Source organism: Mixta intestinalis (genome assembly GCF_009914055.1).
Classification (GTDB): domain Bacteria; phylum Pseudomonadota; class Gammaproteobacteria; order Enterobacterales; family Enterobacteriaceae; genus Mixta; species Mixta intestinalis.
Genome location: NZ_CP028271.1, coordinates 1,342,332 through 1,359,674 on the forward strand (window position 1 = coordinate 1,342,332; position 17,343 = coordinate 1,359,674).

General features: G+C 53.5%; 8 protein-coding genes. All 8 read right to left on the minus strand.

What is annotated here, in order from left to right; all coding sequences use genetic code 11:
* Nucleotides 1-370 precede the first annotated feature (370 nt).
* Nucleotides 371-3,670: an autotransporter outer membrane beta-barrel domain-containing protein gene (locus C7M51_RS06345; RefSeq protein ID WP_160621010.1), complete on the minus strand. Its 3,300-nt coding sequence runs from the start codon at nucleotides 3,668-3,670 to the stop codon at nucleotides 371-373.
* Nucleotides 3,671-4,514: 844 nt separating this feature from the next.
* Nucleotides 4,515-4,832 (minus strand): hypothetical protein, encoded by a 318-nt coding sequence (locus C7M51_RS06350; RefSeq protein ID WP_160621011.1) that lies wholly within the window; start codon nucleotides 4,830-4,832, stop codon nucleotides 4,515-4,517.
* A gap of 364 nt (nucleotides 4,833-5,196) precedes the next feature.
* A complete protein-coding gene (locus tag C7M51_RS06355) occupies nucleotides 5,197-5,631 on the minus strand; it encodes a hypothetical protein (protein WP_160621012.1) in 435 nt (144 codons plus the stop codon).
* A gap of 12 nt (nucleotides 5,632-5,643) precedes the next feature.
* The gene (locus C7M51_RS06360) at nucleotides 5,644-9,990 is read right to left on the minus strand and encodes an RHS repeat-associated core domain-containing protein (protein ID WP_160621013.1); all 4,347 of its coding nucleotides are present in this window, start codon (nucleotides 9,988-9,990) and stop codon (nucleotides 5,644-5,646) included.
* Nucleotides 9,991-10,107: 117 nt separating this feature from the next.
* Entirely contained in the window at nucleotides 10,108-11,412 is a 1,305-nt protein-coding gene (locus C7M51_RS06365) for a tetratricopeptide repeat protein (RefSeq protein WP_160621014.1), read from the minus strand.
* Nucleotides 11,413-11,424: 12 nt separating this feature from the next.
* The gene (locus tag C7M51_RS06370; protein ID WP_160621015.1) at nucleotides 11,425-13,731 is read right to left on the minus strand and encodes a type VI secretion system Vgr family protein; all 2,307 of its coding nucleotides are present in this window, start codon (nucleotides 13,729-13,731) and stop codon (nucleotides 11,425-11,427) included.
* A 316-nt stretch (nucleotides 13,732-14,047) separates the two neighbouring features.
* Complete coding sequence (locus C7M51_RS06375; protein ID WP_160621016.1) at nucleotides 14,048-16,396, minus strand: membrane-bound PQQ-dependent dehydrogenase, glucose/quinate/shikimate family; 2,349 nt, start codon at nucleotides 16,394-16,396, stop codon at nucleotides 14,048-14,050.
* Between the two features lie 462 nt (nucleotides 16,397-16,858).
* Nucleotides 16,859-17,338, minus strand: a complete 480-nt coding sequence (locus tag C7M51_RS06380; RefSeq protein WP_160621017.1) for an ester cyclase — start codon at nucleotides 17,336-17,338, stop codon at nucleotides 16,859-16,861.
* Nucleotides 17,339-17,343 lie beyond the last annotated feature (5 nt).

Sequence of the window (17,343 nt, forward strand, 5' to 3'; positions counted from 1 at the left end):
ATATTCCTTGTCAGAATCGATGAAAACGGAATAAAGCAAAGCGACAAATTCCCGTAAGCGTAGTCGGGTTATCTGAGGTGATCAACATACGAAAAGAAATAGTAAAAAATGTTACGATTAGGTAGCGATACAAATTAATTGCTTGCCAAACAGCGGGATCGCTTTTGGCTTTGTCGTCAAAGAAAGCACTTAATGTTACTGCTAACGTAAAAAAAGCGTTACGTTCGTTCGCCTTTGCAGAATTTTGTGATCGCCACCGCTTAATAATTGAGCTGCAAGCCGCAGGTGACCATGCGGTTTTAACCATGGGCCATGGTTCTGATTATCAGCGGCCCACAGATAAAAGCCAGGCCGCTGTAAGCTCAGGGCATCAGAAACGCCAGCCGACGGAAAGATTCCCGCTGACCGCATGGTAATCCGTTCCTGACAGTTCGCTGTCCACGCCCGCACCCAGCGTGAATGTCGGGGTTATCTGATAATCCACGCCTGCCCGGATGGCAAGTGCATCGCGCCCCGCCGTCCGGTCTTTACTGCTGAACCGCTCCTGCTGATAACGGACAAAGCGGGCGCTCTGGGTAGCGGTAGATGACAGCATTTCATGTTGCCAGCTGAGTTGCAGCCTGGTGTTAAGCATGCCGCCACGGTACAAAGGATACTGCCAGCGTCCTTCGACGCCGAGATCGCTGCGCAGCGAATCGAGATGGTTACTGTCCAGCCGTAACCGGGTGGCATCGTTGCCTGATTCGGTTAATGACGGGCGCGCAATTCGGGCGTAACTCAGCGCGGCTGCCGGACCGACATCAAACCGATCGTTGAGTGCGAAACGGTAGCCGCCGCCAGCGCTGAGCGCGCCGCTCCAGCCAGTCCAGCTGGCATGATGGCTGGCACCATAGTCATTAACGCCGATACGACGCGTCATTTCACCTTTTTCAATGCCGAGCCGCCCGTTGCCAAACAGATAAAGCCCCGCCTGCTCATCAGCCGCATAGCGAGCCTGCATTCCCAGATCGAACGCGTTGGTTTTACCGCGCCCGTTTTCCGGCGCTTTCATCGTTGTCGACTGATGCCCGACGGCGGCATGAACGCCCCAAATCCAGTCGCGATAGATTTCGTTGCGCTTCTCCGCGCCAATCGCCATGCCGTAGCTACTGAGCTGATAGCCTGCCCGTCCGTCCTGTCGCTGCTGCTGATAGCTGCCGCCAAAGGGTTTGGCAAAGCCATGCCAGCCTTCGACTTCCGGTGAGTTGCTGATATAAGGGGTATTAACCAGCTGCGTAAGCTGCCGCTCACGATAGAGCGAACTGGCGAACAGTGAACCGTAGGCTGCCGGTGAGAGCTGATGCAGCGCGTTCCCGATCTGGCTGCCATCCGCAGAGGAGAAATCCAGCGCGCGGTAAAGCGGCTGAATATCATGACGCGCCGCTGCCGCAATGCGATCCAGCACCCGCCCGACGCTTTGTGCGTTGGATCCCGTGGCGTACTGGCTATAGGCTTTTTCAGCGCGCTGCATCGACAGCCGCCAGCCACCGTCCTCGCCTGACTGTATTGCCAGCGCCAGCGTTGGCGAATTCAGCAGCCCGGTAACCCCGGCAAACTCCCCGTTCTGACTGCTGCTGGTGAACCAGTCCTGCGCATCAAGCTGCCAGCCTGACGCATACCAGTCGCGCTGGGGAACAAATACCAGCGAGCCTGCCAGCCGGGCCGTGCCGTTAACCGTTACGCGATCATGCCCGCCCTGCCCGTCAAACTCCAGCCGCAGCTGGCCGCTGTCGCCCTGCTGATAATCGCCGTTAACGGTTATCGCGCCCAGCGAATTACCCGGCGTCAGTACGCCGTTATTAATAAAATGCCCCAGTGGATTAAGGGTGTAATCGCTGCTGCCTGCCAGCGTGGCGTTAGGCGCAATCGTCAGGCTGTAAATATGATGGCTGCCGTTCAGCGCGGTAATGCCGCCATCGAGATGCAGATCCAGATTATTCAGTCCGGTAATATCGCCCTGATAACGTAGCCGGAAAGCCGGGTCGACCTGTTCGCGCGCGCGCCCCTGCGCATCGGCAAGTCGTCCAAAAGTCAACTGCGTCAGCCGCTGGCGTCCGTATACATCCTGCCAGTCGTAGTCTGAGATAATATTCCCCTCCAGCGCCGCACCGTTTAACAAGTTAATATGACTCACCAGCGCATTACCGGAAATATAAATCGCCGCTGCTTTGCCCGCTACGCGTCCGCTAATATCAACGTTATTAACCAGCGCACCCGTCAGCTCTGGTAATAATTCAGCCTCTTCACTATCATAGTAATGTATCCAGGAGCCGCGAAAGTCCTCCGCGTTACCCAGCAGGTTATTACCAAAGTCAAAGCTAAGGGCGATACCATAATCGCCGGTAGCCTGTACATCGCCACGCTGGATCAGACTATGATCTTTGCCGTAGCTAAACATAATGCCGCGTCCGTTCAGCCCATCGGCATATACCCGCGTGCCGGGCTCGATGGTCAGGGTATTATTTTGTCCATCAACCCGAATACCTGCGCCACCTTCTCCGCTGGTTAACAGATCCGCCTGCTGAAAGAGGCGGTTGTTGCTGCCATAAACGTGCAGACCCAGCCCTAACGAAGCTGTATTGTAACGCCCAATAAGATAGCCATCCCCTTGCGCGTTACGCTGAAAGTAACCATGACGATTAACCAGCGTCTGCCCGTCACCGTAAACGGAATAGCCGAAGAAGTTACGGCGATCGATGTGATAACCAAGATCCTGTAACAGCGCCAGCTCCGCTTCCATAAAACTGGTGTAGTTACGATAAATCTGATGGCTCATCAGGCTGTTTTTCAGCTCGATATGGCTCATATAATCATCATCAGGCCAGCCATCCTCACTCAGTATTTTCACCGGAACGCCCGGCATTGCGCCTGCCAGCACTTCATCAACATGTTTGCCGGTGAAGTAGCCTTTATCCTGCCGCACATCAAAGGCCTGCGGATCCCAGCGGTTATTACAGCCGGTGCAAAGAATCGTTTGTCCTGGACGGGCGGGATTGCCATTGTCATCGCGCAGGTGTGCTGCCCACTCTCCCAGCGGCTCACGGGCAAACATCGGAGTATAAGAGCCTGCACCGTAGCGATCCTCAGCCTGATTGGCGATCCCCAGGCCGTGCGCCAGCTCATGCAGCGCAACGCTGACCAGATCGGCCTCTCCTGTACGCGGTAGCTGGGACGGGAGGTACTCCGCGCTGTCGAAATCCAGTCTGCCAAGGGCAAACTGCCCGTGCGAGCCTAAAGTAAGCCCTGCCGTATCCATGCCCTGGAGCGCCGCCTGTAGCTGAGTGAGCGTACTGACCCCGTCGGTGATCTCACTGCTGTAACCAAAAGCATTCTCGTCATCGACCGTCCCAACGTTTATGATTGCGGGTGGTTGCCCTGGCGCAGGCGTAATAACCTGCGCCCAGTAGCTCAGCGCCTGTAGCACTTTTTCTTTTTGCTGGTGGTTCAGATTCCATGTTGATACCAGCGGCTGTGGATCATCTGGCATAAAAGGCCCGTCACCTTTGTCAAAGAAGCGTACCTGAAATACCGGATTATTTTGCGGGCTATAGACAAAATGGTTTTCCATCGCATAAAGCGGCTGGCTGAGATACAAAGCACTCAGCATGCTGGCAATAGCTGTTTTTTTCATAGATGACATCCCTGTGGGCAACGGAGTTGTTTCCCCGCTCTGTTATATAAATAGCAATCTAACAAATGTTAAAAAACGATGCGTCAGGTAGCTGCTGATACGCTCGCACAGGCTAATAAATAACATCGAAGTTAAATAAAACATCAATCAGATAACAGAAGTCATCATGTCTTGTGAACAACGTTGGAGAATTTGAGATAAATCACAGGATAGAATTATTAGTTTAATGGCTTTTTTGTATAGAGCAAATCCAGTTTAATTAGCTATGATTTTGCGATTTTGTACAAAATTAGCCTGCCCACGGCGCGTTATTACAGCATAGTATTCAGGTAGTATGCGGGCTGATCTGGTGGGTTATGGTCAGTATATTGTTAAATTCTGCGGACTATCTATTGTTACACAAAATGGCAAAGCTAACCCAACACTACAGATTAAATTTAAAAAACGTTGAATGGAAAACTATTTCTCTTTCGCATAGCAAGCGATTCCTGGCGCTATTGAAGAGAATTTTAATTATTAGAAGATAATTTAATATTAAAAAATATATGCCTCCCATACCATTAACAAAAATAAAATCAAGCTATTAAAATATATCATTAACCTTTAGGTAAAGTGCGTTATATATGCTTCATCCAATCATCATTCATGTCATAGAATAGAACTCCTGACGAGTATCCCAATGACTTAACTCTTTCTTCTTCAGACAGGCGATTACCGTTACTGTTGAAGAAGGTAAACTGTTTATTCAGAGAGAATTTGAAGTTTAAATACAAAAAATATAATAACTTAGGCCAATTTATCAATTAAATTAATACTCACCACCTGCTTTTAAACGTAAATAAAGTTACTCTATAACTTCATAGCCATCTATGTCATAAAGAGGCGACTTTTCTTTAATGGCAATATATGCATCTTTTTCATCTTCTGACAACCTCCAATTATCACCTCTGACTTCCCACATAGAAATAAGACCTAATAATTGTTGCATATTTGAGGCACTAAAAATATAATTCCCTTTTCTCGCTTCAACAGTCCAACGGCAATCATCGCCGTTAGCATTAGTTAACTTGCTCCACATGCCAACACTATAACCCTTTGATTTAATAGTAAAGTAACAAGGAGCCTCTGTATTTCCCGCTATTCTTAAAACAAACTCTTTCATCTTATTTATCCTTATCTATTTTACATGAAATAATATTTTCTTGTGGTATTTGGCCATGAACCAATACTTCACCAATTTCTTCCATTTGCTGTTTTATATTATTTGCTTCTTGTCTGTTTTTCTTTTTGCCATCCGCTTTAATAATGTCTCTTGCTTGGTCAGGAGTTATAATAGAAATCTCGTCGCTGGCTTCTAAAGTCGCAAGATCGTCTCTGGATACTCTTAATATAGTGCTACCAAATTTTTCTGCACCATAGAGTTTAACGTATTACTCATATTTTGAGTAAATGAAGTTAATTTATCGCCCTTTTGGTTTTGTACGTGATTGATAATATCACTCGCAGAAACATTATTTCCATTATTTTTAATAAAGAATTCTTTGCCACCATTGCTTACCTTTAATATATTCTAAAATAAATTGCTTGGCCCATTTATCATATCTTTTTAGAAAGAAAATCATATCGGCATCAGATTTTTCTATAATTTCAGCAGATACATCCAGACCTAAAAAAGACAATATATTTATTGAGTCAAACAAATGTAATACTTTCAAAAACTCCTCATACAGTAAATTATCACCAGAATAAATTAACCTATTCATATAATTATATGTAATTTCAACAATATCTTTGTATTTAGACGTAACAACGCTATTAATAAATTCATTAATCACATCGTCACTTGCTAATTCTTTGTGCTGTAATGCGCAGTATATCTCTCCAGCCACGACTTCAATATCATGGGGTAGCCGATACCCTTTGTTTATTAACTGAACAATATAGCTCATTTTATCTGGCATGGATCAACCTCGCTAATTTGGCACTGAAAAACCAGGTAATTTTCTCAGATTATCCCAACTTTCAGGAAAGTGAGTCAGTATAGTAGGTCTTTTACCTGTTTGACTTGTTGCTGTAAATAAACCAGTATTAGGGTCGTAATAACCTACTCTCGGTTTATTAGTATATCTATCTCTATAAGTAAATTTCCTACCATCTTGGATAGTGGTTCTGGCACTGAAATCATATTCTCTAACTGAACCAGCTCCAACTTGATCACCATGCTTAGCATAATGATCTCTCAATCCAGGTCCTTCAACTCCCTGCTTAGACTTATTCCATTTGGCATTTTTGGCTACACCGCAAAACAGTCCCAGCGGATCGAGCCAGCTTAACGGATTAGGCGCATACCTGTACGGATTTAATCCCCCAACCAGCCCTATCGGGTCCTGGCTGATAAACAGCCCCGCGCACGGATCATAGTAGCGAAAGCGGTTGTAATGTAAACCACTCTCTTCATCAAAATACTGTCCCTGTAGCCGCAGCGGCTGGCTCACCACAGACGACTCGCTGACCTGCGCCCTGCCCGTTACGCTGTAACGCGCCGACCACACCACTTCGCCCGCGCTGCTCCACAGCCGCAGCGGCATGCCGTTCGGATCGTTCTGGTAAAAACAGAGCGTGTCCGTCTTTAACCGCGCCTTCTCCACCTCTTTCCGGAGCAGCAGCCGTCCGGGACGACGCAGGGGTTCCGCCTCCGGCTCCGCCTGGTACAGCTGCATCACCAGCGGTTCAAAGGTGCCGGGGTGATAAAGGTAAGCCTGCGCCGTCCATTCATTTTCCGGCACCGTCAGATGGCTCTGCTTCGCCTCTTCCGTCCGGCCCTGCCGCCTGTCGTGGCACACTTCGCCTGCCAGCCGGTCGCCGTCCCAGCTGAACCAGGTGGTTTTCAGCCGCTGCTGGCCGCCGGGATCGTACTCCTGTTTATACAGGCGGCGTCCCAGCGCATCATAGCCGTAACGCCAGCGCCCCTTTTCGCTGACCAGCGCCAGCAGCCTGCCGTAAGCGTCCCAGCCCAGCCGCTGTTCATGCCCGCCGCGGCTGCGCAGCCGCAGCTGTCCCGCATTGTCCATATGCCAGCGCGCGCCGTCTGCGTGCTCCAGCACGCGACCTTTTTCATGCTGCGCCGTTATCCGGAAGCGGTTGCCGGTGGCATCATAGCTGTAGCGCCTTATCTGCCCGGCCGGGTCGGTATGCTCCGTTATCTGCCCCAGCGGATCGTAGCGGTAACTCTCCACCCCATTCAGGCTGTCGCTGCGCCGGACCAGCTGATTGTGCTCGTCATAGCCATATTCCGTGATGGCCGCCTCGCGTCCCCTGACCCGCGCGCGCTGCCGGCTCAGCAACCCCTGCCGGTTATAGCTGAACAGCTGGCTGAACGCCTCGCTGCATCGCAGCCCGCTCAGCCGGTGCTTTGCGTCCCAGGTGAATTCCAGCGGCGTATAGTCGTCCGGCGTCAGCCGGCTGAGCCTGCCCGCGTCGTCATACTCCAGCTGCTGCTCCTGGTTCAGCAGCAGTTCATGACCGCCGGCACCGTAAACGCGCTGGTGCTGCCTGACCAGGCGGCCATCCCGCCACTGATATTCATGCTGCGACAGGATGTCTTTCTGGCGCTGCCACTCCTCCGTTAACCAGCCGTCGGCGCTGTAGCGCCGGCTGACGGTCGCCGTGTCATTAACGGCCTCCGTTAACCTGCCGAAGGCGTCATAGCTGAAGCGTTCTTCGCCGCCCTCCCGGCCCTCCTGCGGCTTCCTGCTGACGATGCGTCCCATCCTGTCGCAGGTGACCTGCAACAGGTTGCCCAGCGGATCGGTCGCCTGCGTCAGATGCCCCGCCGGATTATAATGATAGCGGCGCACGCCGCCCTGATAGTCGGTCTCCTGCGTCAGACGCCCGGCGGCATCGCGCCTGAGCGTCCAGCGTTCGCCGCGCTGGTTTTCCACGCCGATCAGCTGCTGCTCGGTGTCGTAATGGTAGCGCACCGTGCTGCCGTCCGGCGCGGTGCGGGATTGCAGAAACCCCTGACCGCAGTAGCTGAACTGTGTCACCAGCCGGTTATTATCGCTGTAGCGTACCAGGTTGCCTTCTGCGTCGTAGCTACAGTCCAGGGTGCGCCCGTCCGGCTGCTGCACGTTAACCAGTCGCCCGCAGATATCGTAGCGATAGCGGGTGATATCGCCGTCTTCCTGGCGGCTGAGCAGGTTGCCTTCCGTATCATGCGAGAAGACCAGCGTGCGCTGCAGCGGGTCTGTCAGACGATACAGGAAACCATAATCATCGTACTCCAGCTGCGTCACGCCACCGTCAGGATGTATGACTTTGCTCAGCTGGCCGGCTGCGTCATAGTCATAGCGCGTGATAACCCCCTCCGGCGTCTGCTGCGCCGTCAGGTTACCTTTGTCGTCAAATTGCTGCTGCCAGACGCCGCCCTGCGGATCGGTAACGGTGAGCGGCAGCCCGTCTGGATTAAAGCTTCGGGTTATCCGGGTATAGTCGGCGCGAATATGGGCCACCTCATTACCCAGCGCGTCGTAACGCCACTCCGTGCTGTGGCCCAGCGGATCGGTTTCCCTGACGGTGTGGCCGCCCGCGTTGTAGCGGTAGCTGAAGGTCTCCCCCGCGCCGTTGGTGCGGCTAATGGGAAAACCACGGGCGTTACACTCCAGGCGGGAGGTATGACCCAGCGAATCGGTAATCAGCGTGGTGCGATCCTGAAGGTGATATTCAAAACGGTAGTCAAACAGCCCTTCATCGCCCCAGGCATGGTTAACGCGCATCACGCCGTCGTCGTGCATTTGCCAGCTATAGTAAAAAGAGAGGCCGTTACGATCGGTATGGCGCACCATCCGGTGCCCCTCTTCGTAGCCGAAGGTATAGGGCACGCCCGCCGCGTCTTCTACCGCGACCATATCGCCACGGTCGTCGTAGCGATATCCCACCAGGGTGCGTACTTTTTTGCCCTCAACCCACAGGCTGATATCGGCAATTGTCTGCGGGGAGGATTCAGGATAAGTGAAGTGCAGCGCTCTGCCACCAGGCGTATCACCACACCGTTCCGTAAAGGTGATGATTCTTCCCTGAGCATCGCGGCTGGCGCACCATGCGTTATCATTACGATCCTGAAACGAGGACAGCAGCAGCGTTAGCGTATTTTTCTCATTCGGTTGCCAGTTTCCATTCCTGATTGCTTCATCGCTGTCCGGCAGCGCACTCAGGCGTTGCCGCCAGTCGGCTGGTAACGGAAAGTGCCAGCTCACGCCGCTGCGGGTCTGGAGTATCAGCAGATCTCCCCGGCGATGCAGGCGATCGCTACACTGCCAGTCTCTCTCTTCCCCTTCATCGCCTTCCAGTACCGGGAAATGATCGAAAGCAGTTTTGCGTTCAGGGAAGTATGCCACCACGCCAATCAACTCACCGTGACGCAGTACCTCCAGCCGACAGTCCGCCAGCGTCTGCCAGGCCGCGCCCAGCGAACCCGCAGAGGTATGGTGTCCGTTGTAGTAACGATCCCAGATAAAAGGCAGACGTCCGGGCAAGGTAAAATCGTTCTGCTCCACCACCACTTCGCCGGTAATGGAATTGACCGGCTCGCCATCCAGCACGGTACAGCGCCAAAAACCTGACGGCAGGTCCAGCTTATCCGCCAGCGCCTTCGCCAGTTTCGAACCGCGAAACGCCCCCCACAATGCCTTAAGTAGCGCCACCATATTAAGTATCGGCGGGCCACCCACCAGAACCGGCTTTCCCATCGGGATCGGCAGCACCGTTGCCGTCGGCAGCGAAGGATAGTGGCGCTGGGTGTGCGCACTGTTATGTTCCCCCGGTGACAGCCCTTTCATCCAACAGCTCAGCGCGGGTAACACCGCGAAGGAGAGCGGATCGTTGTTGGCCAGCACCGTTTTGCTGCCCATATAAGATTCGGCATCACGCGAAGGATTAATGTCGTTCGGCGCAAAGGTCGCGCCAAGCGGGAAATGCAGGCCGGGAAAATGCTGGGTATGCGTGCCTACCGTGGTACGCATCAGGCCGTTGACTTCAACGATTCCGCCACCACCGCCTGCGCCGATATTTGCGCCCAGCGCGTTCATCAGCGCATCTTTTTTCTCTTTCAGCGCCAGTGCGGTGGCTACCAGCGGATTTGAAGTGACGTTTTCCATCACACCAGCGGCCTGTTCCATCACGCCTGAGGCCGTACTCATCACCTGCGCCGTCAGTTCAGGGTTTGCCTCCGCCAGTTCCGTTACCCGATCGCCAATAAAATCGAGCGCCATATCGCCCAACATGTTCTTAACGGCATTCAGATATTCACGTGGATCGAGCACAAACCCGGCATGTGGATGTGGAACCGGTACGGGGGCGGTAGCCGGTGGGATAATGACGCTGTGTACATCAACCCCCCACCACCGGATCGATATGTTTCGTTACCAGTAATGCCACCTTCAGACCTCCCTGTCTGTACTCACCATCCGGCGCTCAATCTGCTGCTGCCAGTCATCACCAAACAGCTGCGCCAGTTTCTGGTGCAGGCTTTTGCGGCGCGTACTAAATACGCCCAGTCGTTCCGGCAGCCACTGCATCAGTAGCGTTAATCCGCTGTGCGCCCGCATTTCCGGCTCGATCAGCAGACCGGCATCCAGCCCCGACATGGCGCTGTCCAGCGCGGTATCACGTTGACCAACCTTATCCAGACACCAGGCACGCATGCGCCAGCCCTCTACCGCCAGAATGCCGTCTTGATCCTGCTGCGCCTGCTCTGCCGCTACCTGATAACAGGCGGCGGCCTTAAACAGCTCATTATTTTTCAGTAGCACGCTGGCTTCACCGAACAGGGCATTGACTATCAATTTGCCACCGGCCGGATTTTTCGCTTCCCGTGCCTGGCGGGCATACTGTAGCGCCTGGCGATACTCAGCCTGCGCCTGCGGGATTTGCCCGCTCTTCAGCCGCGCCACGCCAGCCGCCAGACAAACCACCGCTGCCTGATCGGGCCAACCCTGTTCCGTGGTGATATCCAGCATTTGCTGGCGGATCTGCGCCATACGCGTCATATCGTTATTGCGTAGCGTGTCGCCGAGCTGCACATACAGGCGTCGAAATTCACCGGATGGCCCGCGATCGCCAGCATTAGCCACCACTTCGCCCGGCACGCTGCGCATCTGGTAGCGACCGTTAATCGTCTGGGTAAGCGCAGGAAAGCGGTGAAGTAATTTATCCAGTGCCGGAGTGACAGCGCTTTCAGGTACGATAAAGCGAATGCGTGCGCCCTCCGGCGTCATCAGAAAGGGATGCGACAGCAGCTGGGCCAGCGCATCCACAAACTGCTGCGGCGCGAAAAAATGTGAGGGCTGAATGACAAATACCAGGCCGGGGAAAATATCCGGGTGATGCTGCATCAGGCTGCGGGCGACGGAAAAAAAGCCAACGACACCGTCATGTTGGTTATGCGGCGGCTGCCAGTCGGCAACGATGCCCTGCTGCCGGGCACCTTCCTGACGCGCCTGATAAAAGGCGATCAGTTCACGGGTAGCTTCAGTCAGCCACTCGTTTGCCGAGCGAAAGGGATGGGTAAGCGGTATCAGCGTACATGATCCCTCTCCGCGCACCTGCAAATAAAGCTTGATCATCTGACGATCGTCTTCATCGGCCCGCCAGTAGAGCAGCCGGGCCGATCGATTGCGGGCAAAATTCAACCAGTCTTCATGTGCGAGCACGAAACGCTGCTCGACGGGATTCCATTCTCGCATTGCCATATCCGTTTATGGATTAAGTTTCAGGATCGCCCCTAACACAGTGTGATCGCCTGCTGAACATGACGTCACGACATTACCCGAAACGCTGTGGTTTCCTGACGCTGTAGACGAAATATTCACGCCTTTGAGGGTAATGTTGCCGTTGCTTTCCAGCGTGATACTGGCACTTCCGCAGGTCAGGCTGATTGAGGTGACCGCGCTCACACCCAGTGCGCCACCGGAATCAATCAGGGTATTGCCCGACGCCAGTAGTTGCTGATCGCCGGTGACGTCAATCAGTTGCCCCCCGGCGTTAATGATCAGCTGATGCCCGGTTCCGACCGTGGTGCTTTTTGCACCATCAACGGTTTCGCTTTGCGTGCCGACGATATGCGAACTCATCGACTTCGCTACTGTCTCTTCCAGCGCGCCGGTAAAGGTGGTGGTGACATCACCATTGACCGTATCCGTTCTTGTGCCATCAACCGTAACATCCTGCGTACCCGCTACCTGATGAGTTTCATTACCGCCAACTTTAAGAGTACGATTACCCGTAATGGTCTCCGTATCGTCCACGTCTACCGTGGTAGTTCGGCTGCCGGTGATCTGTAGCGTTTCATCCTGGCTAACGGTTGCGCTACGGTTGCCGCTGATGGAGAGCGTTTCGTCGCCCGATACCGTCTCGGTGCGGTTTCCGGCAACGGTAATCGTTTCATTGCCGTTAACGGTTTCGGTGCGGTCCTGCTCCACGGTAGTGGTTTCATTCCCCGCCACGTTTTTGGTACGGTTGGCCCCTACGCTGTGCGATTCGTCATTTTTAACGCTGGTGTCCATATTGCGCTCGGCCTGGATAAACACCTGCTCGGCACCCGCCTTGTCTTCGAAGCGCAGCATATTGGCGTTAGCTGGCGTGCCGTCTTTGGTGCGGCTCATAAAGCCCATCTGCGTCGCCGCTCCCGGCAGTCCCCATGGCGGCATGCTCGCCTCGTTATAGACGCGACCGGTAATAATCGGCCGGTCCGGGTCGCCGTTGATAAAATCAACAATCACCTCATCGCCCACGCGCGGGATCTGCACGCCGCCATAGCCCTGTCCTGCCCAGGCGCTGGAGACGCGGATCCAACAGGAGCTGGTATCGTCGCCCTTCGCCTCCCGGTCCCAGTGGAATTTCACCTTCACCCGCCCAAAGCGATCGGTCCAGATCGATTCTCCCGCAGGCCCCACCACTTTTGCCGTCTGCGGGCCGTAAGTGCGTGGCCAGCGGGTACGTGGATCGGGGCGGAACGGAATATCGGCGGGCAGCGCGCTGAATTTCAGCTGATGGCGGGTTGATTCGCCTCCGCTGGCGTAGCGGTTCTCTTCAAACTCATAGTCAACGCCGGTAATCAGGTACTCACCGTTGTCGCCAGGCGTCGGCGCTTTGATCAGTGTGAAAGTGCAGCCCGGACAGAGGCCGCTGGCCGTGGCCGTACCGCGCAGCTGGTGATGTTCGACCGCCCAGCGCTGCTGGCGGATGCGCGCGTAAAACTCGCCGTGGCCGTGCTCTACATAGCGCCCCGGCCATTCATAAACGTCAATGCCGCCCGGCTGCGGCGAAGTTGGGTTCTGCCGCGCCTGTAGCAGCCAGGCGTTCGGCTTGCGGAAATCATAGTCATCAACGCTGTAGAGCCCCGGCGTCACTCGCGCCATCTTCTCCCAGGCAGCGATCCCTTCTTCGCCAGTGACGCCACCGCCGGGCGTCTGGTGGTAAGGAATGATTTCATAACCGTCGAAGGGCTTAAACTGCTCCGGGCTGTCGGTCAGCACCAGCGTGTGGCTGCCTTCTTCGTGACGAAAGAAGTAGCTGATGCCCTCCAGCTCCATCAGGCGACTGATAAAGTCGAAGCTGCTCTCCTGATACTGCACGCAATATTCCCAGCTGCGGTAGCTGCCGGACAGTTTGTCCTCCACCTGCACCTGATATTCGTTCAGCAGGGTTTTAACGATCTGCGGTACGGTCTGCTCCTGAAAGATGCGCAGGTTGCGGTCGCGCTGCATCGGCCACAGATCGGATTCCAGCGTCAGGGTGCAGCTGGCATAGCGCGTGCCGTCCAGCTCCTGCGCACCGGTGGTAACATGGGTGATTTTGCCGTTCAGATAGCGTACAGAGGCGGCGTTTTGCAGCGGCAGGGAAACCGTCAGCGATTTTCCCAACAGGCTGGCGCTGTCAGCCAGCGCGCTGGTACTTAATAATGTCACGGTAAAACTGAAGGGTTCAGAAAGCGCTTCGTGTCCGGATAATTTCCAGAACAGGAGATCCTGAACGGGAGAACTGACGGTAATTCGGCTGGGCATAATATTCATCCATGAATTAAAGACAGTAAACTTTTTGATAATCAAATACTGCTAAAGTACTAATGTGTCAATTGACTGACTTTATTTTTTTAGATGTAAAAATATATTTCCGTTAAATCAATAAATCACCCTGAAATTATTCATTATTTGTTTATTTCTTTTGGATAATTATTTTTCCTGCAAAATGAATTTTATTTCCCGGCAAAGTAAAAGCTGCGTTTTTTAATAAAAAACAGACTGAAAAATAATTAGAACCAGTAAAAGAAAGGATTAGCAAAAAGGCGCCCGCAGGCGCCTTGATGAGTTAGCTACTCTGTTATTTCAGACGGAACGCTACTACGCTGTCGCCCAGCTTAGTACCGAGCGAACCGTGCCCACCAGCGGCGATGACCACATACTGCTTGCCATCGTTGCCCAGCCAGGTAGAAGGCGTAGCCTGCGCGCCTGCGCCCAGTTCGGTTTGCCACAGCAGTTTGCCGCTGTTGACGTCATAGGCACGGAAGAAGTTATCCGCCGTAGCGCCGTGGAACACCAGATCGCCCGCAGTCATCAGCGGGCCACCGTGCGCCACCATACCCATCGGGAAGCCGATTGGGAAGCGGCCCGGCAGGAAGCTGGTATTCAGATTTTTCGTGGTGCCTATCCGACGCAGCCACTCCGTTTTACCACTTTTCAGATCCACGCCCACCATACGTCCCCACGGCGGCGCAATGCACGGAATTCCCAGGCTTGAAGCGAGCTGCTGGATATGAATAGCGTAATCACCGTGGAAATTCTCATTCCAGTAAGGTTGTCCATCCTGAGTAAACATACGTTTCGTTGCGGTGACGGGCGTGCGCTTAATCAGCGTATATTTGTACGCCAGACGCACCGGCGAGGCGACCAGAATCTGGCGCTCAGGATCGATAGCCACCGAACCCCAGTTAAACACGCCGATATTGCCGGGGAAGACGATCGATCCCTGCTCGGTTGACGGCGTCCACGGGTTGCCGTCGTAGCGCAGGGATTTGAAATCGATACGGCACGCCATCTGATCGAACGGCGTAATACCCCACATCGATTTTTCACTCAGCGGCTCCGGCAGGAAATTCAGGCTGGAGACCGGCTGGGTAGCGGCAAACTTCTCACCGGCCACGCCGTCGGTAGAGACCGGCACCTGCTTAATCGGATAAACCGGCTGACCGGTCAGCCGATTAAGAACAAACAGGTTACCGGTTTTCGTCGGCAGCACCACAACCGGCTGGCGTACACCCTGATAATCGATATCCAGCAGCGAAGGTTGCGACGGATTATCACGGTCCCACAGATCGTGGTTAGCGCTCTGGAAACGCCACTTAAAGGCACCAGTTTTCAGATCCAACGCCACCAGCGCATCGCGGAATTTTTCCGTGTTGCTGCTGGCATCGCGTTCAATACCCAACTCATCTGGCGAGGCATTGCCGAACGGCACGTAAACCAGGCCGTTTTTCATATCGGCGCTGAGCGTGCCCCAGGCAACCGGCGTATCGTAAGGATAGCGCTGGTCAGCGGTGACAGGCTGCGTGTGTTCGGGATTAGCCGGATCGAAGTTCCATACCAGCCGCCCGCTCTGCACATCATAGGCGCGGATAACGCCGGAAGGGTTACCGCTGTTGAAGCCGTTATCCATCACCGAGCCGCCGACAATCACCAGATTGCCTGCCACCAGCGGCGCGGCGGTCTGCATCAGCGCGTGCGGACGGATTTCGCCCATATTCGCACGCAGATCGACGATGCCATCCGTACCGAAATCGGCACAGCGTTTGCCGGTATCGGCATCCAGCGCGATCAACTTAGCGTCGGTGGTGGCGTTAAAGATGCGCTTGCGGCAGATAGCGGGCTCCGTTGCCGCCGGAGCCTGCTCAGTCGGTGCTTCATAGTAGCTGACGCCACGGCAGGTCTGATGCTGTTGCAGATAAGAGCGATCTTTCTCCGGCACATATTTCCACTTCAGCGCGCCGGTTTCCGGCACCAGCGCATGAACCTCGTTATGCGGCGTACAGAAATAGAGCGTATTGTTCACCTTCAGCGGCGTCGCTTCGAAGGTATATTCGCTGGCATCGTCGCCCTGACGCAGATCGCCGGTATGATAGGTCCAGGCTACCTGCAAATCTTTCACATTCTCCCGGTTAATCTGGTTAAGCGCGGAGAAACGCAGGCCGCTGTTGGTGCCTCCGTAGGCGGTCCAGTCATTATGCGCGCCGACGTCGTCGGCAGACTGGCGCGCGTTGCCGATAGTTCCTTCCTGCGGCAGCGGATCGTAAAACATCAGGCCGATAACCACTGCCACAATCACGATCAACGTTGAGCCCAGCAGCGGATGATATTTACGTCCGGTCAGCGGACGCACCACCCACGGCATCGCCAGCCAGACACCCACCAGACCGAGAATATCGCCACGCGGTATCCACTGCCATTTATCAAAACCCACCTCATAAATCATCCAGAACAGCGTAATCCACAGCAGCGCGGCGCAGGCAGTTAACGCAATCCGCTTTTTCATGACCAGCGCGACGGCGATAAACAGCAGACCGAGCGCCATAATCACATAAAATGGGCTTCCCCCAAGCAACAGCAGCTTGCCGCCCATATAAAGCATAGCTATGCCGATCAGGGCGATAACTATCCCGGTGAGTTTGGTAACCATATATCCCTCGTAATAATTTACAAATCAGGAAATTAATCAAAAAAACATTACATAAAGCCAACACAATATTAACTTCATCATCAAGACAATAATATTAAACACCCGCTTATTAGTTAAAATTAACTAATGAATTTAATGCAGGGGGAGTAACAGGAATTGACTTATATCGGCGGATCCTGAGCTATACCTGACGGAAAGCAGGATTAACGATAAATTTTGCTTGATACAGAAGTGGGGAATTACCACAGAATGCTAAAGAAAGTAAGAAAGCGAGCGGTTTTTTGTATGGCCTGGCGGTAGCTTCAGGCTGTAAATGGCTAAAGAATCAGCGCCCGGTGATGAACAGATGCAGAAAAGTTATCGATGTAGTTTAACGCCAAACGTTTAATGAATAGCGGCTGCCGGTATGATACCGACAGCCTGAGACGCCCGTTTGCCGTTGGGCACAAAATTTATCAACGTTTACTGGGTTTTCTGCTGTAATTCCGCATCCAGTTTCTTTGAATCGTAATAATCGCCCTGCCAGGTAATCTTGCCGTTATTTACTTTAATAAAGCTGACGCCTTCAAAACGAATCGGGTTATTGGTTGCCGGATTACCCGCCCACTCGCCGCTATTTTTGCCGGAAAATTCCCACTGAAACGCGATAGTGTCTTTGTTATAAACCGGCTCGCTGGTCATTTTCCATTTCAAATCGGGGATAGCACGAATAAAAGCGCCAATCACCTCTTTTTCTGCGCGCTCTTTCCCCTTCACCGGCGTACCGGCCGCCGCGTCATAATATTCCACATCATCTGCCAGATAACGTGATGCCTTTTCAGCGCTGTGGGCGTTCCAGGCCGCCATATAGTTGCTGACTACCGTTTGCGGCGTCTCTTCAGCCGCCAGAGCCGCGCCGGAAAAAAGCAGTGCCGATAACGCCACAACCTTAATTGCTTTCATTTTTA